General features: G+C 44.0%; 17 protein-coding genes. 8 read left to right on the forward strand and 9 right to left on the reverse strand.

Annotated elements, in window-relative coordinates; all coding sequences use genetic code 11:
* Positions 1-59 precede the first annotated feature (59 nt).
* Positions 60-1,355, forward strand: coding sequence for a nickel pincer cofactor-dependent isomerase, group 22 (locus VME0621_RS23555; RefSeq protein ID WP_062461908.1), 1,296 nt, complete (start codon positions 60-62; stop codon positions 1,353-1,355).
* 43 nt (positions 1,356-1,398) lie between these two features.
* Here VME0621_RS23555 and larB read toward each other — a convergent pair whose 3' ends face one another.
* The 3 genes from larB to larC are packed head-to-tail and all read right to left on the reverse strand — an operon-like array spanning position 1,399 to position 4,098.
* Positions 1,399-2,061 (reverse strand): nickel pincer cofactor biosynthesis protein LarB, encoded by a 663-nt coding sequence (larB, locus tag VME0621_RS23560; protein WP_006070174.1) that lies wholly within the window; start codon positions 2,059-2,061, stop codon positions 1,399-1,401.
* Entirely contained in the window at positions 2,049-2,870 is an 822-nt protein-coding gene (gene larE, locus VME0621_RS23565) for an ATP-dependent sacrificial sulfur transferase LarE (RefSeq protein ID WP_062461911.1), read from the reverse strand. The genes larB and larE overlap by 13 nt, the downstream gene beginning before the upstream one ends.
* A complete protein-coding gene (gene larC, locus VME0621_RS23570) occupies positions 2,845-4,098 on the reverse strand; it encodes a nickel pincer cofactor biosynthesis protein LarC (protein WP_062461914.1) in 1,254 nt (417 codons plus the stop codon). The genes larE and larC overlap by 26 nt, the downstream gene beginning before the upstream one ends.
* A 275-nt stretch (positions 4,099-4,373) precedes the next feature.
* Here larC and VME0621_RS23575 point away from each other — a divergent pair, with 275 nt between their 5' ends.
* Both VME0621_RS23575 and VME0621_RS23580 read left to right on the forward strand, forming a co-directional pair.
* Positions 4,374-4,955, forward strand: coding sequence for a HupE/UreJ family protein (locus tag VME0621_RS23575; RefSeq protein WP_062461917.1), 582 nt, complete (start codon positions 4,374-4,376; stop codon positions 4,953-4,955).
* Between the two features lie 187 nt (positions 4,956-5,142).
* Positions 5,143-5,799 (forward strand): GntR family transcriptional regulator, encoded by a 657-nt coding sequence (locus VME0621_RS23580; RefSeq protein ID WP_006070170.1) that lies wholly within the window; start codon positions 5,143-5,145, stop codon positions 5,797-5,799.
* Positions 5,800-5,875: 76 nt separating this feature from the next.
* On the opposite strand, the gene VME0621_RS23585 is transcribed toward VME0621_RS23580, so the two are convergent.
* Positions 5,876-8,209, reverse strand: coding sequence for a hypothetical protein (locus VME0621_RS23585; protein ID WP_197498266.1), 2,334 nt, complete (start codon positions 8,207-8,209; stop codon positions 5,876-5,878).
* Between the two features lie 159 nt (positions 8,210-8,368).
* Between VME0621_RS23585 and VME0621_RS23590 the strand changes: the two genes are divergently transcribed.
* The 3 genes from VME0621_RS23590 to VME0621_RS23600 all read left to right on the forward strand — a co-directional run bounded on the left by VME0621_RS23590 (position 8,369) and on the right by VME0621_RS23600 (position 12,261).
* On the forward strand, positions 8,369-8,974 hold the full coding sequence (locus VME0621_RS23590; protein WP_062461923.1) for a class I SAM-dependent DNA methyltransferase: 606 nt from the start codon (positions 8,369-8,371) through the stop codon (positions 8,972-8,974).
* A 303-nt stretch (positions 8,975-9,277) separates the two neighbouring features.
* Complete coding sequence (locus VME0621_RS23595) at positions 9,278-10,858, forward strand: BCCT family transporter (RefSeq protein WP_062461926.1); 1,581 nt, start codon at positions 9,278-9,280, stop codon at positions 10,856-10,858.
* Positions 10,859-11,097: 239 nt separating this feature from the next.
* Entirely contained in the window at positions 11,098-12,261 is a 1,164-nt protein-coding gene (locus VME0621_RS23600; RefSeq protein ID WP_062461929.1) for a BamA/TamA family outer membrane protein, read from the forward strand.
* 47 nt (positions 12,262-12,308) lie between these two features.
* Here VME0621_RS23600 and VME0621_RS23605 read toward each other — a convergent pair whose 3' ends face one another.
* The 3 genes from VME0621_RS23605 to VME0621_RS23615 form a co-directional block, all read right to left on the reverse strand.
* Entirely contained in the window at positions 12,309-13,073 is a 765-nt protein-coding gene (locus VME0621_RS23605) for a DoxX family protein (protein WP_062461932.1), read from the reverse strand.
* A gap of 63 nt (positions 13,074-13,136) precedes the next feature.
* Positions 13,137-13,781, reverse strand: a complete 645-nt coding sequence (grxB, locus tag VME0621_RS23610; protein WP_006070163.1) for a glutaredoxin 2 — start codon at positions 13,779-13,781, stop codon at positions 13,137-13,139.
* 37 nt (positions 13,782-13,818) lie between these two features.
* Positions 13,819-14,487 carry an SDR family oxidoreductase gene (locus VME0621_RS23615; RefSeq protein ID WP_062461934.1) on the reverse strand — a complete coding sequence of 223 codons (669 nt, stop codon included), beginning with the start codon at positions 14,485-14,487 and terminating at the stop codon, positions 13,819-13,821.
* A gap of 120 nt (positions 14,488-14,607) precedes the next feature.
* On the opposite strand from VME0621_RS23615, the gene VME0621_RS23620 reads away from it, so the two are divergent.
* Positions 14,608-15,543 (forward strand): LysR family transcriptional regulator, encoded by a 936-nt coding sequence (locus VME0621_RS23620; RefSeq protein WP_038230823.1) that lies wholly within the window; start codon positions 14,608-14,610, stop codon positions 15,541-15,543.
* Positions 15,544-15,600: 57 nt separating this feature from the next.
* Here VME0621_RS23620 and VME0621_RS23625 read toward each other — a convergent pair whose 3' ends face one another.
* Both VME0621_RS23625 and VME0621_RS23630 read right to left on the reverse strand, forming a co-directional pair.
* Complete coding sequence (locus tag VME0621_RS23625) at positions 15,601-16,866, reverse strand: sensor histidine kinase (RefSeq protein WP_062461937.1); 1,266 nt, start codon at positions 16,864-16,866, stop codon at positions 15,601-15,603.
* Complete coding sequence (locus tag VME0621_RS23630) at positions 16,863-17,552, reverse strand: response regulator transcription factor (RefSeq protein ID WP_062461940.1); 690 nt, start codon at positions 17,550-17,552, stop codon at positions 16,863-16,865. The genes VME0621_RS23625 and VME0621_RS23630 overlap by 4 nt, the downstream gene beginning before the upstream one ends.
* A 150-nt stretch (positions 17,553-17,702) precedes the next feature.
* On the opposite strand from VME0621_RS23630, the gene VME0621_RS23635 reads away from it, so the two are divergent.
* On the forward strand, positions 17,703-18,488 hold the full coding sequence (locus VME0621_RS23635) for an efflux RND transporter periplasmic adaptor subunit (protein WP_062461943.1): 786 nt from the start codon (positions 17,703-17,705) through the stop codon (positions 18,486-18,488).
* Positions 18,489-18,500 lie beyond the last annotated feature (12 nt).

Genomic DNA, 18,500 nt, shown 5'->3' on the forward strand with positions numbered 1-18,500 from the left:
CACTGTTTGGGAGGGCAATGCCCTCTCTTTTCGTTTTCATTCTTGGTGAGAAGTAAGTCATGTTTGATAGAGAAATAAAGTTTACGTTAGATGGTGGCTTTGAGTGCGAGCTGCCTAAAATGGTGAAGGTGCGTCAGCACTTTAGCCGAAACAAGCTGGAAGATATTCCTCAGCGTATAAACCAAGAATTAGCACGTTACCCTAACCCAGAACGTTTGCAGGGACAACGCTTGGCCATTACGGTTGGTAGTCGTGGGATCTCTGGGCTAATACCAGTGCTCCAACAAACGATACAGTTTTTAAAGCGCCATGGTGCTATCCCTTTTATTGTTCCTTCTATGGGTAGTCATGGTTCGGCGAATGCTGAAGGGCAAACCAAGATACTGGCAACTTACGGCATTACAGAAAGCTCGATGGAGGTACCTATCGTTTCCTCCATGGAGGTTATTGAAGTTGCTCAAATGTCTGATGGAGTCTCGCTCTACTTAGATAGAGTGGCGATGGAAGCGGACGGCATTATTCTCTGTAACAAAATTAAGCCTCATGCTGATTTCAAAGGTCAGGTCGAAAGCGGTTTATTGAAAATGCTGTGTATTGGTTTAGGGAATCACGTTGGTGCTTCATCACTTCACCGGTATGGATTCCACAATTTTCATCGAGTAATTCCTGAAGCAGGAGGTCGTTTGCTGGAACAAGTCAACGTGCCTTTCGCTATTGGCTTAGTAGAGAATGCTTATGATGAGTTAATGGATATTGAGGTGGTAGAACAGGCCGATATCTTATCGCTCGAACCGAAGTACTTGGAAAAAGCCAAGCAGAATATTGCGACGATTAAGATACCGGATATCGATGTACTGATTATTCAAGAAATCGGCAAGAACATCAGCGGTGAAGGGATGGACCCGAACGTGACAGGACGTCCGGGATCCGGTGTCAGTGGCTTTACTGGGCCTAATATTTCAAGCACTGTAGTACTTTCTCTTACAGAAGCAACTCACGGTAATGGCGTTGGGATTGGCATGGCTGACATTACTACTCGTCAATTGGTGCAAAACCTAGACTTCTCCGCGATGTACACTAACGCAGCCACGGCGGGTACGTTAGCGACTGCAAAGATACCTATGGTTATGGGGAATGACCGAGAAGCGATTGTATTTGCGCTGAAAACAGGACCGATTCATGATATTCAGAATGCGAAAATCGTGTGGATAAAAAACACGCTTGAACTCGACAATATTTATGTATCAGAAGGGCTGAAAGATGTCGTCGAGTCGCTAGAGGGCGTAGATTGTATTTCGGAATCGATAGCGTTTGAGTTTGATGAATCAGGCAGTTTATTGCCTTGGATTGAATAGCAATCGTTACAAAGGGTTCATCTGAGCCCTTTTTCTTTCGTGATCAATTAGGCTGGAAACTGTTTAGTAGCTTGATCGCTGCGCAGGCAGCACCAAATCCATTATCAATATTCATAGTCATGACGCCTGCAGCACAGCTCCCTAAGCAAGAGTGTAGGGCGAGTTCACCACCATTTGACACGCCATAGCCAACAGAAGTGGGCACCGCAATAATAGGTCTAGGTGTTAGACCCGCTAAAACTGTTGGCAGTGCCGCTTCCATACCCGCGACTGCTATTATGATCTTGGCCTTGTTAATGTCTTCCAGTGCGTTTGTTAAGCGCCACAACGCAGAAACTCCAACATCTTCATACAGTGAAGCACTCACGCCATGATAGTTTAACGTCCGTAAGATTTCATGACAGATGTTAGTATCCGAAGACCCTCCTGACACGATAGCAATAGGGCTTTCTTGTTGTGTGAGATCTGTTATTGTTCCCAAAATAGCGGTTTCAGAAACTGAGCAATAAGATAGCTTTGGATGAAAGGTGGGACTTAAAGATTGCCACTTTTCTAGTGATAAGCGAGTGAACAACATTCGCGCATCTCGTTCTAGAGCCATTTGAATAATCTGTTCTATTTGAAGCGGGCTCTTGCTAGAACATAAGATAGCTTCTTCAACACCACAGCGTTGCTTGCGTTCAAAATCGATTATTATGCCTGACATTCTTTCTCTCCAATAAACGCACTGCCTCTCTGGTAGGGCATAAACTGAATGGGAACGGAAGCCTCAAACTTTCTGGCTATGACCGTTATTTGCTGTGTTAGTACTTTAATGTCAGATTCACTTAGGGCTGTTATGGTTTGAGTATCAAGCTCTATGCTTAAACGCTGCTTTTGAACACGACAACGAAGCGTATTACTTTCTACTTTGGTTCGTAAGTATTGTTCGACCGAATTGACCAGATTTAAGTTACTTTCATTGATGTAAATACCGGTTTCTATCCTGCTGGCTAAGCAAGGAGAAGCGGGCAACTTAGACAGCTTAGGTAGTCCTAATTGATTAGCAATATCACGGATATCTTGCTTATTGATTGAAGCGTCGACAAAAGGATGTACCACTCGGTGTTCCTTTGCAGCGATTAAGCCAGGTCGGTAATCATCTAAATCGTCTAAGTTTGTGCCTGATACCACTTGTCCAAATGATAAGCTTCCGAGTGTCGTGTAGAGGCATGATTTACAGTAGTAGCAGCGATTGACAGGGTTGGATTGGTAGTTTGGAGTATCTATCTCGCCGCTTTCCACAAACATCATATTCCATCCGTACCTGGTAGCAAAGTCCTCAATCCGCTGGGTGTCTTGTGGCGGGACAGCGGGAGAGATGGAGTGAACCATTTTTGCGTTGGCACCTAACACTCGATGAGCAACAAAGGCGAGTGTCATGCTGTCTACACCGCCACTTACCGCAACAGTGACCTTACCAAGTTGTTGGAGCTGATTTTCTAGTCTCTCAATCTTGTTGTTTATTGAATTCATGGGTCGCTAGCTTCTCTGTAAGTGATTTGATTTCAATCTGACGGCTCAGGTTCATGCGGGGCTGCTCTAATTGACTCGATTCTATTTTACTGGTCAAGGTACCATCAGGTCGCTCTGCCGTTTTTACGTCATATTGACTACCATCGATTGTGACTTGATGATGGTGGCGAGGTAATATCTTTCGTTGGCAGGTCCAATAACGTACGCCAAGAGTTGAGGTATGATTGAAGATAAACTCAATCATAGGGTTCTGAACTGTTAACTGAGTGAGCACCGTTATGGTATTAATATGGCGATTTTTCTTACCATGCGCCACGGTCTCTGTCACCTCAAGTACGCCGTGTTGAGCGCGAATTTTCTCCCTAGCGATGGCGAGTAACTCTCCAGTCATATCATCAATATCAAATTGAATGACACAGATTTCTTCATGGTTGTTGTGAAAGCCTTCCTTTGTTGTTAGCAAGGTGGTTCGCAGAAGGTTTGCTCTTCCATCTAGTTTGCGTTTGCCAAAACCGTAACCTATGTAAAAGACTTGCCCCTTAGCTACGTTATGTGAAGGCTTGAGCCATGCAAGGATGGCAGCGCCAGTTGGTGTCACGCGCTCTCCTTTGATACCGTCATCTATCATCTGAAAGCCCTTTAGCAACGATAAGGTCGCCGGAGCAGGAACAGGGATATCGCCGTGAGCACATGTTACAGTGCCTCCGCCCCATGGAATATCTGAGCACGACCATGATGTGGCTTTTGAGTGTTCAATCAGCCAACTAGCAGATAGGATATCGATAATACAATCCCACGCGCCTACCTCATGAAAGTGGACATCCTCGACACTTTTACCGTGGATTTTCGCCTCTGCTTCCGCGAGAAGTCCAAAGATACCAAGCGCGTTTTTTTTAATCGGTTCATCTAACGGCAACTCAGAAATTAGCTGTCGTATATGTTTCCAACTTCTATGCTCGTGATGGTGATGGTGATGGTGATGGTGATGGTGATGGTGATGGTGATGGTGATGGTCATCCGTTGCACCATGCTGACTTTCAACATAGAAGCGTTTACCGGTTAAGCCCTTATCTAACGCACTCTCAGTCCAATAATTAACTTGTGCGGTCTCTTTCACCGCATCAAGAGCAGCTAGCAGCGGTAACTCCAAGTCTGGTAATGCATCAAGCATGGATGCTGTAAACATGTCACCAGCAATTCCACCGACAAGATCCAAATGAATATGCATTTTCGTACTCCGAGTCGTCATTATCTGCCACGTTTATAAAATGGTAGTGATTTTTCTTTAATGTGATATGTCAGATACTTTAAGTTCAAAATTGATAGTTATCTAGTTTGTCATACTAAGTTTAATGATGTTTTTCTCTAAATGTGATCGATGCCATTAAAAGAAAATATTTATAAAAAATAACCATTGGCATCTGATATGTTAGTTGTCGTAATTTGGTTGCAATAAGACGTTGCCGTCATTTGAACTCTCTAATAAACAAAAAGGCTAGGTTTATGAAAAACGCGTGGATGCTATTGGCTTTACTCTTTCCTTCTTTGGCAAGTGCCCATCCCGGTCACTCTGAAGTAGGATTTCTATCGGGTATGCTGCACCCACTTTCCGGTGTTGACCATGTTGCAGCTATGATGGGTATTGGTTTAGTTTGCAGCTTGTACTTTGGCCGTGACAAATCAATGAAATGGGTCTCACTTAGCGTGCTTGCGTTAAGTTTGGTTTTCGGTGCCGGAATCGCAGTGACGGGTTTTTATATCCCGATGTTTGAGAGTTTGATCGCCTTATCGGTGGTCTTAGTAGGAGTGGTGTTGACGTTTGGTGTTTCGGGTCGACAATTGAGTCGATGGTTAGTCTATATGCTAGCCTCTTTTGCTTGTTTTCATGGCTACGTGCATTTATTCGAAATGCCAACAAACGCAGCCGTTATGTTATATATACTCGGCTTTGTCGCTGCTAGTGCCGCGCTGTACTTTGTGGGTTTCATTTTGGGAGCTCAATTCGAAAGCCCGGAATCGAAGAAAAAAGCGTTTCTATACTCCGGTAGTATGTACCTAGCGATGACGGCAATGTTTCTAGTTTAAGTCTCGAGGTCTTTAACCAAATGCGATTTAACGCACTGAAACAACTAGTGAGATAGCTAAATTACATAAATATAATATGTGTTATTAACATGCATGAGCAAGCCGGTCTCGCCACTTATTAGTTGCTGTCAACAATAAGATATTGGGGTAGACTAACGTCAGTAGAATTAATCATGAGGTAACGAGATTGAAAGTCATCACTCGCCCTAAAAGTTTAACAGAAAATGTTGCTGAGAATTTACGCTATTCAATAGTAAGTGGTGAATTGAAGCTAGGTCAACCACTCTCAGAAGCGTCTTTGTCAGAGACCTTTGGCGTTAGTAAAACGCCTGTGCGAGAAGCGCTGTTTATTCTTAAGCAAGAAGGGTTAATCGATATCATCCCTCAAAAAGGTAGTTTTGTTTTTCAACCAGATGAAAAGTCTATCGTTGAGCTATGCAATTTTCGAAGTTATTTAGAGCCAATCGCAATTGAAGAATCAATGCGAAATGACTCTCAAGCATTTTTGGAAAGCCTAGAAATTAGCATCGTTAAAATGGAACATAAATTTAAGAACAAAGACTTCAAAGCGTTCTTATTGTTAGACGGTGAGTTTCATGAATCCTTTTTCAAACACTGCAACAACTCGTTGCTGCAAAAGAGCTACCAGTTAGTTCAGTTCCATATTGGTGCCATTCGTAGTCATCTAACCAGCACAGAAGACGCTTATGCTGAGATTCTCGATGATCATCGACGTATTTACCAAATGCTTAGCGATGGCGAGATTGAAGAAGCTAAGTCTATGCTGAGAAAGCACGTGTTAGATATTAAGTCACTGATTGACGCTTGTGTGTTAGGCAAATAAGTCTCTCGGTTTTCTAAATGAGGTCATTTATGTTTAGCGGCATAGGTGGCCTTTTTTATTAACGGTATGTCTAAAATTACGGTTTAAGGTAGTTCAACCTACTCACTTCAAATGCCACACTCTCAGCGCCACTATTTTGTAATACGACAGAAATGACGCCGCTGGGTTTATCTCGCCATATTGGTTTACCGTCGACGTATTTGACCCACTGTCGATTGAATTGTTGCAATGGGACATAAATGGCGATGCTCTCACCGATTTGATAGGCGTAAGAAGAGGCGGAGACGGTTTGTTGGAAGCCAATTTGGTCGATGATCCCGATATGCAGCGCCTCGAGTTGAGGGGAAGTAAGCTGCTTTAGAACAAGCTCAATGGCTGCAGGAATGCCCGAACTTAGCTGCTCAAGTGCAATGCTCTGTTCCGGTGCTTGCTGCCAGGTTTGCCATCTGTTGAGTGAAACCTGCTCATTGAAGGCTTGCTGGTGGAAGATAGGAAGGGCCTTCCAGTTCGTTACCAGTGAGTTGTGAATAGTACTATTGAGGACTAGCGTTACAGACACCTCGCCATTTTCAGCCCAAGTTGGCAGCATTTGTCCATTCCAATGAATAGTAAAGGCATCACCAACGCCTTTTTCAAGCCATGTGTTGGTGTCTTGTTGAATAACGACTTCCCAGCGAGTCCAGTGTTCTAACTGAGCTTTGATTTCGAGCTGACGATTTGCCATTAGTTTGGCGTGAAACTGCTTAACTTGAGGCGTTTTTTCGTTACGATGCGCGTTGATGAGTTGTTGATAGTCAGCCAATGCGGGCTTGGGTTGGTAGCTGGCTTTAAGAAGGCCAAAACTTTGCTCTGCTTCGGCAAACCAACCTTGCTGCTCGGGTTCATCAGTAAGAGAAAACCAATTGAGGGCAAACAGACCCAGGCTACGAAGCATCGGCAGGTAAAATGCCAGCTTTTCAATCTCCACCGTTTGCTGTTGCTCCCATGCTGGTTGAGATGCGATTGATAAGTACGCCAGCATCCACGGTTTGTTGAAGCGTTTTTTTAACCTATCGCCTAGTCGTAAAGCTCGAACCCAAGCGGACCAATCTGGCGCGGCGTGAGCACGCTCAGTATAACTAGAGAGCATTAGCATACTTGCCACAAAATCACTGGCTTTAATGGCTTGCTCAGCGCTTGCGTAACTCGGTGTGCCACCGGGTTTATCCCAATCACCCAGCCCCAATCCTACTTTAACTTGCGGTGCCCCTTTTCGTATTAGTTGGATCACCTCCAGCATTAATGGATCCCACTCGTCCCAAGATTCAATACCCTGTTTGTTAAACTCAGGCTCCAAAATCAGATAGGCTTGAGGAAGGTCTCGCAATAACGGAATCAGCTGGTTTTTGATCTGTTCAAGATAACGTTGACGATTGGCTATGACGTAGTCAGGGCTGATTTTGTCACCAAAAAACCAGTAATTAATCATAGGAATATAACCATGCAAATGAGCGCCGCGAAGTAAATCTGTGCGCAGCCAATTCCAATCGCTGTCCTGAGTGATCCACAAACTGACGCTGTTTACCCGTAAATCATTATTGGTAAGGGTGTGCCAGATTGGCGCGAAGTTGTTACCACTGCCTACAGGGTTATCTAACAGCAACCTTGCGCCGACTCCCCATAAAAAGGGTGTTTTTGATACTGTCGTTTGTTGTGCGAGAGGTAACATGAAGGTCATGGCGTTGATGCGCTGTTGCCAACTTCTCGCTAACAGGCTGTTGCGGTTGCCCCAACTAGAGTTCAATTTACCCTGTATGTCATTGATAGATCGTTGGGCTAGCGGTAAACGGTTGGCGCGAATGGCTGCGAAAGCCGCCCCAAACAATGCCTGAATGTACCAATCGGCATCGGCATTCTGAGTATCTGCTGCAATGGAAAGGTAAAGTTGCAGTGCTGTTTGGGGTTGTTGAGCTAGCTCTAACAAACTGTATGCGGTGAGAAGCTGTCCGCGAATAGCAAGTGGCGCTTGCGGATGTGCGGCATATAGCCTGGCGCTAGTGTTTTGAAGTTGCTGAATATGATTTAGGTCGCGTAGCTTAACTAGAGTGAAGAAGTCGCCAAGTAACGGATCATTTTGATAGGCTCGCAATAGTGCAAATGCCGCCCTTGCTTCTAATTGGTGCACGCTAAAAGGGTTACTGGCTAAATATTCGCGATACAAGGTCATCGCTGTTGTCCAGTTGTTTTCTGCTTCTGCAATACGCGCTGCCAAGAATAGTGCTTCTCCTGAATAAGGCTGTGGCAACTGGTTCAACTTTGACTTGGCTTGTGTGACTTGTCCAACTTGAACCAGTTGAATTCCTTGACCGACGATTGCTTGGGAAGCGTTCACGGCTTGGCTACTACCCATGGTGAGTAATAAGGTAAGCAATAACGTAAGTAACCACGGTTGTCATTAAGAGTCTAGGATGGGCTTAAAGGTATTTCTGCAAAATTCGTTGGCGGTCACTCTAAAGAAAGCGTTAAACATCAATATGTTTTATAGTGAGATAGCTATAGTGCACAGGTAAACAGACAAGTTGGGAACGAGATGACGCCAGAACAAATAGGGAAAGCTTACGATCAGATTACTCACCTGTGGTTAAGTGAAGAGTTTAATCTCGATAATGGCATCGAAGCTCATAAACGAGCGATTGAGTTTATTTCGTCTAGAGGCAAGGCGCTCGATATCGGTTGTGGGTGTACCGGACGATTTATCAATCTGTTGCAACAAGAAGGGTTTCAACCTGAGGGGATGGATATCTCGAGTAAAATGATTCAGCTTGCTCGCGAACGTTATCCAGATATTCCCTTTTATCATCAAGACATCTGTAACGCTGATTTACCAAGTAACTATGATTTTATCACTGCATGGGACAGTATTTGGCATATTCCTTTAGAACAGCAAGTCCCTGTTATAACAAAGATTATTGCTAGTCTAAATCCGGGCGGTGTGTTTGTTTTTTCTTTTGGAGGCACACAAGAAGCAGGGCAGCATACCGATGATTTCATGGGGCCAGAAGTGTATTACTCGTCTCTTGGGACTAATGGCTTTTTAGAGCTTTTCATTAAACTTGGCTGCACAATTCGTCATTTGGAGTTCGACCAACACCCAGAGCTTCACACCTACCTTATTGCTGAAAAGCTGACCGAATAGTCCTCGTTACTTCTGGCATACGCTTATACCGTTATTCGCTGCTTTCACTAATGTAGATTGGTGGGATAAAGCACGTCTAATGTTAATTGGTTTGTGTTCTAATGATTAGAGTTCATTGCTTTTCATGGCTGATTTTAAGTGTTTTCTAATTTTTACTATGAAAAATTGAGCTATTTGAATCATTTTTGTGCTTGTGATAGCATTTTGCCCGAAATAAATTGTTAGAGTTCTAATTAAATGGAGGGCGGTTTCTAGTTTTTTCCTTTTCGAGGAAAGCAATTTGGACACGTAGTAGTAGTATTTATGGACAATGCATTAAAGAAGTACAGTATCGAAACCACTGACTATCAAGTAGGTCAGGACAACATTCAAAAGTGGGGTTTCGATATACACAACCCCGTATTCGGAACAAGCGCAGCGCTTGTTATTCTCAGCCTAATTTCCCTTCTTATCGTCGAGCCTGCAACCGCACTCAACGCTCTCAATGGTCTTAAAAATGGCATCATTAATGACTTTGATGTCTTCTTCATGTGGGCAACCAATTTTTTCCTATTCTTTGCCGTCGCGTTATTGATTTCTCCTCTTGGGAAAATTCGTATCGGTGGTAAAAATGCAACAACTGACCATTCAACCATTTCATGGTTGGCGATGCTGTTTGCGGCTGGTATGGGTATCGGCTTACTGTTTTGGGGAGTGGCGGAGCCAACGGCTTATTTTACTGACTGGTGGGGAACACCACTCAATGTAGAGCCCAATACGGAAGCAGCTAAATCACTTGCTATGGGGGCAACGCTGTTTCACTGGGGCATCCATGGTTGGGGTATTTACGCTATTGTGGCGTTATCACTCGCGTTTTTCACCTACAACAAGGGGTTGCCTCTATCTATTCGCTCAGCATTCTATCCAGTATTCGGTGACCGAGCTTGGGGTTGGCTAGGCCACGTGATTGATATCATGGCGGTGTTGGCGACTTTGTTTGGTCTAGCGACATCACTGGGTTTAGGTGCTCAACAAGCGACAAGTGGCATCAACTATGTATTTGGTCTAGACGGTGGCATTGGTATGCAACTGGCGGTGATTGCGTTTGTTACCTTAATCGCGGTTATGTCAGTGGTGCGTGGTATTGATGGTGGAGTAAAGGTTCTAAGTAACATCAATATGGTTGTGGCCTTCTTATTGCTGATTTTTGTCACGGCTGTGAGTCTGGATGTCGCTCTGCCGTCAATCTGGAATACAACGCTTGGTTACGTAGAAAATATCATTGCGCTCAGTAGTCCTCATGGCCGTGAAGACACTGTCTGGATGCATGGTTGGACGGTATTCTATTGGGCGTGGTGGATTTCTTGGTCTCCATTCGTTGGGATGTTCATTGCTCGAGTCTCGAAAGGACGTACGGTACGAGAGTTCTTGTTAGCGGTTATCTTTATTCCAACTGCAGTGACGTTAATATGGATGTCAGTATTTGGCGGGATCGCTATAGATCAAGTGGCAAATCATGTAGGTGAGTTGGGGGCGAATGGTTTAACCGACATTTCACTAACGCTATTTCACGTATACGATGCTTTACCATTTGGCTCTATTTTGTCCGTGATCTCCATTGTTCTTATTTTGATTTTCTTTATAACGTCTTCGGATTCTGGCTCGTTGGTTATCGATAGCATCACTGCTGGCGGCAAGATTGATGCGCCAGTACCTCAGAGGATATTTTGGGCGTGTATTGAAGGGGCAATTGCCGCAGTAATGTTATGGATTGGCGGTAAAGAGGCGCTTCAAGCATTGCAGTCTGGCGTAGTGGCAACGGCTCTGCCGTTTACTTTTGTTCTGCTATTGATGTGTTTTAGCCTGATAAAAGGTTTGAGGACGGAACAAGCACTTTATTCGTAAAATTGCTTAGCTGAAGAAAAACAGGTGCTCTCAGAGCACCTGTTTTTCATTTAGGCTGGTCTGTAAGTGCCCGTCTGATTAGATAAAATAAAAATAAAGCGATTGATTGTCATACACTATTTCAGTTTTATTCCACTCTTATTGTTTAGTGATAAATCTTATCTTCGTCCTCGTTACTATACGCCAACGTTTACACATGAGTTGTTTCCCCTAATGTTGCCAGTAACGAGGATCTTACCGTGAGAGCTTCCCTCTCTATTATTGTTTTGACGGTTTCAATCGCTTCAAGTCAAAGCGTTGCTACTAGTTTTACCGATCCAGTTGATCATCAGTTTGATATGGGTGAATACCTAGCTGAAAATGCTTATGGTTTTTTGCCTGTACCAATACTCGTGACCGAACCTGCCGTTGGGTATGGCGGTGGTGTGATGGGAGTATTCTTGCATGAATCGGAGGCGCAGAAAGAAAAGCGTAGAAAGTTGTCGATGACATCGGTAAATGGTGGTGCTCAATTGCTAACGCCAGCTATCACTGTAGGTGGTGCTTTTGGGACAGATAATGGTACTTGGGCTGGATTTGTGGGTCATCGGCACTCATGGAAGCGTGACAGTATCCGCTATCTTGGTGGTGCATTTTATGGTGACGTGAATATGGATTTCTATGGTAGCGGTGAACACGTCAGTAAGTTTGAGCTGAATATGAAAGGGTATGGAGAGCTACAGAAATTGCAATTTAGAGTCGCTGACACGCCATTGTTATTAGGGATCTCACAAGCTTTTGTTCAATCTACGTTATCATTAAATTCCATCGAACGTCAGCAGGATCGTCATCGGCGAGAGTTCCATCCTTCATTAGATTCTACATTTTCAATGCTGGGGTTATTGGTTGAACATGACACACGAAATAGCTTCTTATACCCCTCTGCTGGTGGGGATTACAGTGGTGAATATCGCTTGTTTAGAAAGAGTCTTGGTAGTGACTACGATTTTGATACGTTCACATTTAAAGGGATACACTATTTTCCAATTAGAGAATCGTGGAACCTTGGTTTTAAAGGGCAATACAACACGCTAAGTACCAGTGAGCGTTACTTACCAACACCTGTATACCCTGACATCAATATGCGCGGCATTGCTAGAGAGCGATACCAAGGTGATACAACAGCCTCGTTAGAGACTCAATTAACTTGGCAAATGACTATGCGTTGGTCAGCTTCTGTTTTTGGTGGGTTAGGTACCGCCGTTGATGATGGCGACTCGATTTTTACAACCAATAACCATTATAGCTATGGTGTTGGTTTTCGTTACCTTATAGCCCGTCGCTATGGCTTGCGTGCAGGGATCGATGTGGCTACCAGTGAATCGGATAACGCCATTTATTTTCAAGTAGGCACTGGTTTTTAGTAGTTATCGAACAAGGGGACATGATAAGTCCCCCTTGTTTTACTTGATTAAGAGCGAGCGAACTTCATCCGTTCCAAAGCGACAGAGCCACCTACGTTTGGAAGCATAAATGGTATGGTGACCATAAAGTAATAGAACGCCAATTCCCATCCTCCACCCGGTAAAATCCACGTATAACCAACGGCAAAGTGGCCACCCACTATCTGGGCAACAATCAGATATCCTGCTGACATGAATGCTCCAAACCGAGAAAGTACCCCTAGTCCCAATGAAATAGCAGTAGCCAGTTCCACCAGGCCGCCAAGCACAATCAGAATATTGGCGGTTGAATCCGTTAATGGGTGTCCAACCACCAAGTTACCAAATCCGTTGGCAAAAAAGTTAACCAAGCCAGCGTCGTGGGAAGAAACAAACAGTTTTTCTGTACAGTGCGTTAACCAGTTCATACCGATGAATATACGCAGCATACTTAATGCTGTTTCTGTCGGACCGTCTTTGATAAAGGTACGTCGCATGACTACAACACACTGTGCGAGCAACGGCAGATAAGATATTGCCGCTATCCAACCAATCATTGACCAATCATGTTGATCAGCATTTCTAACGACAATGGTGGTAAAAAATAGTGGTAAAAGAAAAGACAGTGCGACATTCTTCCTATTGAAGTAGGCAGTTACGGGAATCATTATTGCGGCGGCAATGGTAGCGACTTCAGACCAGGTACCATCGTAAAGATCGGCGTTAATGATGGCACTTGCTGCGGCGAGTAATCCTGTGAAAACGATAATATTTGCGTAGTTTTTGCTTTCCATAATCGTACACCTTACGTAGCCTTCGTCGTGACTGGCAAAGGCCACAAATATTGAATTTCGGAGTTATTGGTATTGTTCGTTGTTGAGTAACTTCACCTGAGTACTTTGACTTTGAGTGACCATCCAATCGGCAACACTTGGCTCCCAGCGCACTTCAGGTGCACTGAAAAAGCCTCTTAAAATGGAAAATACAATAGCCTCGTCCACCAATTTCCTGCGACTTCCGGTACCTAGTTGGAGAAGTTCATTCGCCTGAGTGATCAGCACCTCTGCTTGTGAGGCGATCTGCGATGTGTCTTCTAACAAGCTGTTGAAATTAAGCTCATAGGTTTCTTTTTTAGTACGCCATGCTTTTTTTGCACTGGCGGTGGAGAACTCTTTGAGTGGCAAGGCGCTCCAACGTGGATATCCAATTTTCTGCAGTGGTAAGAAGGCATCCTTCTGCCATCTCATCACGTCTTGAGATGGCGTACTGTTTTCTGCCGAATCTGCTAAGTCGAGCAGATAACCGATGATATCGAGACTCTCCGCCATGGCTTTTCCGCTACCTGTGACAAACACAGGAACTTGCTTACTGCCGATGATATTTTTTGTAGTTGTATCGTCGTCATAATCTAGTGTGACAATATCCAGTGATAAGTTGAGCATTCCCGCCACGTAGCGAACACGTGCACTGAACGGGCAATGGTCATAGATATAAAGCTTCATGTTGAATACCTGTAATAAGAGTAGGCTTGGTTTTGACTTAGTTGATTAACGCGCCGCCATCGACATCAATAATGGCGCCAGTCATATAGGTGTTTTCGATAGCAAACAAATACGCTTTTGCGACATCTTGCGCTTCACCAACTTTGCCAACAGGTAGATTGTTCTTGGCATTTTCGTACATGGTATCGCGGGTTGCTTGATCCATCCCTTTGTATGCGGTGGTTTTTGTTAAGCCAGGGCTGACGGCATTGACGCGAATTGGCGCTAGTTCTCTAGCCAAGATCTTTGTCACGGCTTCTAGTGCGGCATTCATCGCGGTTTTTGCATAAGTGTTAGGAACGACTTTTCGAGATAACATGCCCGTCGTAAACGTAATGGTGCCATTTGGCTTGATAAAGCGAGCAGCTTGTTTTGCAGCGTTGATGGAGCCCCAGAATTTGACGTCAAATGCTCCTTTAGCATCGTCAATGGCTACATCGGTTACTTTGCCTGCAGGCGCCGCTGATCCTGCAGTGACAATAAGGTGGTCGAAAGCACCGATGGATTCGAAGTAGCAGTGCATCTCTTTCTCGTTGCTGATATCTAGACCAGTTGAGCGACTAGCAATATGGACGATATTCTCTTCGTGATTAACGAGCTGAGCGATAGCTTCTCCAATACCTGAGGTGCCACCTAGAATGACGTAAGTTGTTTTTTCGCGGTTCATTATTGTTTCTCCCAATTCGATGACTTCATTTGATAACGCCCATTATATTTATTCGACTTAGTTTTATAATTGGGTAAAATACGAAATCATTATTCGGATTGGTTAAATAATGGAGTGCCTATGGATAAGTTTTCAGATATGGAGATGTTCGCGAGCATTGTTAAGCACCAAGGGTTAGCGGCTGCGGGCAGAGACCTTGGATTGTCGCCAGCCTCAATGACGGCTAGGCTTCAGGCTTTGGAGGAGCGTTATGGCGTTAAACTGCTTAATCGAAGCACTCGCCACGTGTCGTTAACTGACTCAGGAGAACTCTACTACAAAGCTTGCTTGGATATATTGGATAACGTTAATGAAGTGGAAAATATTATCCAAAGTGGCGTTAAAGAGGTAAAAGGCGCGCTGAGAGTGTCTGCGCCAAAAGACATTGGCAAACAATACATTGTACCCATTCTCAATGAGTTTTCAGAACGCTATCCTGACGTCATTCCTTATCTCTACCTCAATGACCACCTGTCGAACGTTAACGAATCGGGTATGGATATTGTCATTCGCTATGGGGAAATGGCAGATAGTAACCTCATCTCTCGCAGATTAGCGTCCAGTCGCCGTGTGTTGTGTGCCTCGCCAGAATACCTAGCAAAGCGGGGCACTCCTATTACCCCTCAAGATTTGGTTGGACATGATTGTTTAGTGATGTTGCGTCATAACGAAGAGTTAAAGACGTGGCACTTTCGAGAAAATGACCAACGAAAATCCATTACGGTAACGCCCAAACGTTTTTCAGATGATGGTGAAGTGATTCGTCGATGGGCGTTAGAGGGAGCGGGTATTGCTCTTAAATCACTATTGGATGTTCAGGCAGACATTAACCATCGTCGTTTGGTAACAGTACTTAACGGTTATATGAAAAACTTCAATGCGTCGACAACGGTATCAAGTGCGGATTTGAACGTGGTCTATTTGAGTAAAAAATATCAACCCAAACGCATTCGCTTGTTCTTAGACTTTTTGTTCGAACAGTTCCCAGATCTAGTCAAGCAATCTAGCGACAACTGAGGATTACGGGTGATGATCGTGTAACGATAGGAACGAGTTGGTTCCTATCGTTTGCGTCTAGCTATCAATCCGTATGAGTCTCGCGCAGCATCCATTACCGTTAATATTGTTCGAAAGTGTAAATTGCCAGCCATAGCTTTCTGCGATCCGATGAACAATCAGCAGCCCCAGCCCATGCTCAATATCGTTATTATTGTTCAGTCCACTGCCGTTATCAGTAATGCAAATTTCCTGAGATGAGATACGGACGGAAACCTCCCCTTTGGCTGTAAAACGTATGGCATTGTCTAGCAAATTTCCGACTATCATTCTCACGGCTATCAATGGTAGGTTAACCGCTGTCCCTTCTTCGACCTGCACCGTTACTTTTGTGTCTTTTGAAGCACTTGAATAGTATTTTGCTAGCTCCAAATCTTGTTCAGTGACTTTGGTCGATAAGCTATCGGGACTCGCATTTTCTTGTTTAACGATGTTTAGTAGCAGTTCCACGGTCTGTTGCATACCGTTCGCTGCTTTGAGTATGCGTTCACGTTGCTTGGTTTGAAAAGCCTCATCTTGTTTCATTGCCTGTAGGTTGGCGGCACCCAATACAACGGCAATGGGCGTTTTCAACTCGTGGCTCGCATATTTGGCAAACATAAGCTCTTGTTTGGCGACACGCTCTTTCATTTGCGTGTAACTATTAAGATGCTCGGTGAGTGTTTGCAGCTCTAAAATTGAATGCTCTGTGATAGAGAATGCTCCGTCTTGGTTGCTTGCGAGTTGGTGGCTGAGGGATGAGATTGGCGACATTAATGTGTCGAAGACCCTTTTCAGCGATAACCGCAAGACAAAAATCAGAAAGACCATCAGTAGCATTGAAATGATCATCAATGTGTCCCAAGAGTCATCTCCAAAGTCCATCGCTCTCGAATCAATGGTGAGGTAAAGCGGAATAGTTTGCTCGTTAAACTGAAACTTGGTGTGATAGACCAAAAAGCCATCTTCGAGGAAGGTATTGTATTTCGTTACTTTTCCTAATGGGAAAGGCCCTTGTCGTGCGATTCTTTTCGGTAGCATATTAGCATCAAAATACGCGGTAACGCTTTTACTGAGCTGAGCCTGATTTACTTGGCGAAGTTGATAGTAGGATTGAGCAATTTCTTCAAATGAGACTAGGTGATGTTCGATCTGGTCGTCTTCCTCCAGAGCCAAGTGAAGCGAAAAGGCAAAGAAGACCAGAAAAGAAGTGACCAAAGCGATGAGAGAGAAGGTTCGTAACAAGCGAGCTTTGACTTGTTTTATGGAGTAATAACTAGGTTGTGACTTTGACCTTTTCATCATTGAATTACCAGTTTGAAGCCAAATTTAGGTACCGTCATCAGGCATGGAAAGTCGAACGGCTTATCTAAGACATTCCTCAGTAAATAGATATGACTTCGTAATACGTCTTTATCGGGCACATTTTCCCCCCAAAGAGTCTGAATTAATGACTCTCTCGATACCACTTCACCTTGAGCTTTTACTAGGGCGACTAGTATTTGATAGGTCGCTGGGCTTAACTCTATGTTTTCGCCTTGTCGTGTCACTTGATGGCTTTTTTCATCAATAACAATATCGCCAAATCTAAGCATGCTTTTGGCAACTTGACCACGATAGCGTTTAATTAGCGCGGTAAGTCTGGCTTCGAGTTCAGGAAACTGGAATGGCTTAGTGAGAAAGTCGTCAACTCCAGAATCGAAACCGGTCAATAGGTCAGATTGCCCATTTAGTGCTGTCAGCATAAGAATAGGTGTCGTGCAGCCTTTAAGGCGCAGTTCTCGTGCCACCTGCATTCCATCTTTTTTTGGCATCATTACATCTAGAATAATGGCATCGAACGCATGAGATAAAGCAAGCGATAGGCCTAACTCGCCGTTGCTTGCGAAGTCCGCTTCCGCTTGCTTGACTTCAAGAAAGTCCGCCAATATGCCTTGTAGTTCTTCATTGTCTTCTACGACTAAGATCTGGCTGCCAGATAACACACTCATATATGTTTCCAATTCAATAGCGTGAATTGATGATAGCAAATTTGTGTCGATTTTTTGTCGAAACGCGATTGTTAAGTTGTAAAACCGCTTTGACAAAAACTCGACATCGACTCCTGCACACTGCTCTTATTTACTAAGGGAGTGTGTGATATGAAAACACCAAAATCATTAGTTTGTTTGGCTTTAAGTCTGGTGGCGCCTTGGGCTCAAGCCATAGAACTAATTGGGCAAACTGTCAGTTTGTCATCGGTAAATGTGGTTGCCGAAGTCAATGGCGTAATTGAAACCATGGACGTAGAGGTCGGTGATAAGGTTCAGCAGTACACGGTTATAGCTGAAATCAAAAAGCAAGACTTTCAGTTTGAACTAGCACGCACTACGGCCAATTTGGAACTAGCACAAGCGGAGCTCAAACTCAAACGTTCCGTATACGAACGTTATCAAGAGCTTATTAAAAACAACAACTTATCTGTCAATGAGCTTGATATCGCCAAAGCTGATTACCTCAATGCCAAAGCATTAGTTAAGCTGGCACAAATTGAACTTGATATTGCTCAGAAAAACTTCGAAGAGACAAGTATCCGAGCCGATATCGAAGGCTTTGTGGTGAGCCGTGATACACAAGTTGGTGCTTGGGTAAACCAAGGTGATTTGCTTTATCGACTTGTGAATATTGATACGTTGACGGTACGTCTGTTAGCTAGTGAGCATGATATGTCTTTGCTATCGGTGGGGCAGTCGATAGAACTTTGGGCAGAGACAAGTCCAGAGCAAAAAGTGGTGTCGTCCATTGCTCGTATAGGAGTGGAAATGGATGTTCAGCATATGGCTTATCCGATTGAAGTTGATATAAAAAATGCTGATTTTAAGCTGATACCAGGTATGTCGATGTATGCCACGACCGATGTTTCGCAAATCACAACTTCAGTGAAATAAGAGGCGATTTTG

Source organism: Vibrio mediterranei (assembly GCF_900088415.1).
Classification (GTDB): domain Bacteria; phylum Pseudomonadota; class Gammaproteobacteria; order Enterobacterales; family Vibrionaceae; genus Vibrio; species Vibrio mediterranei.

What these genes read in the sequence shown, in the direction of transcription:
- VME0621_RS23555 (WP_062461908.1), top strand. Translation starts at nt 60, where the DNA reads ATGTTTGATAGAGAAATAAAGTTTACGTTAGATGGTGGCTTTGAGTGC.
- larB (WP_006070174.1), bottom strand. Translation starts at nt 2,061, where the DNA reads ATGTCAGGCATAATAATCGATTTTGAACGCAAGCAACGCTGTGGTGTT.
- larE (WP_062461911.1), bottom strand. Translation starts at nt 2,870, where the DNA reads ATGAATTCAATAAACAACAAGATTGAGAGACTAGAAAATCAGCTCCAA.
- larC (WP_062461914.1), bottom strand. Translation starts at nt 4,098, where the DNA reads ATGCATATTCATTTGGATCTTGTCGGTGGAATTGCTGGTGACATGTTT.
- VME0621_RS23575 (WP_062461917.1), top strand. Translation starts at nt 4,374, where the DNA reads ATGAAAAACGCGTGGATGCTATTGGCTTTACTCTTTCCTTCTTTGGCA.
- VME0621_RS23590 (WP_062461923.1), top strand. Translation starts at nt 8,369, where the DNA reads ATGACGCCAGAACAAATAGGGAAAGCTTACGATCAGATTACTCACCTG.
- VME0621_RS23595 (WP_062461926.1), top strand. Translation starts at nt 9,278, where the DNA reads ATGGACAATGCATTAAAGAAGTACAGTATCGAAACCACTGACTATCAA.
- VME0621_RS23605 (WP_062461932.1), bottom strand. Translation starts at nt 13,073, where the DNA reads ATGGAAAGCAAAAACTACGCAAATATTATCGTTTTCACAGGATTACTC.
- grxB (WP_006070163.1), bottom strand. Translation starts at nt 13,781, where the DNA reads ATGAAGCTTTATATCTATGACCATTGCCCGTTCAGTGCACGTGTTCGC.
- VME0621_RS23615 (WP_062461934.1), bottom strand. Translation starts at nt 14,487, where the DNA reads ATGAACCGCGAAAAAACAACTTACGTCATTCTAGGTGGCACCTCAGGT.
- VME0621_RS23620 (WP_038230823.1), top strand. Translation starts at nt 14,608, where the DNA reads ATGGATAAGTTTTCAGATATGGAGATGTTCGCGAGCATTGTTAAGCAC.
- VME0621_RS23625 (WP_062461937.1), bottom strand. Translation starts at nt 16,866, where the DNA reads ATGATGAAAAGGTCAAAGTCACAACCTAGTTATTACTCCATAAAACAA.
- VME0621_RS23630 (WP_062461940.1), bottom strand. Translation starts at nt 17,552, where the DNA reads ATGAGTGTGTTATCTGGCAGCCAGATCTTAGTCGTAGAAGACAATGAA.
- VME0621_RS23635 (WP_062461943.1), top strand. Translation starts at nt 17,703, where the DNA reads ATGAAAACACCAAAATCATTAGTTTGTTTGGCTTTAAGTCTGGTGGCG.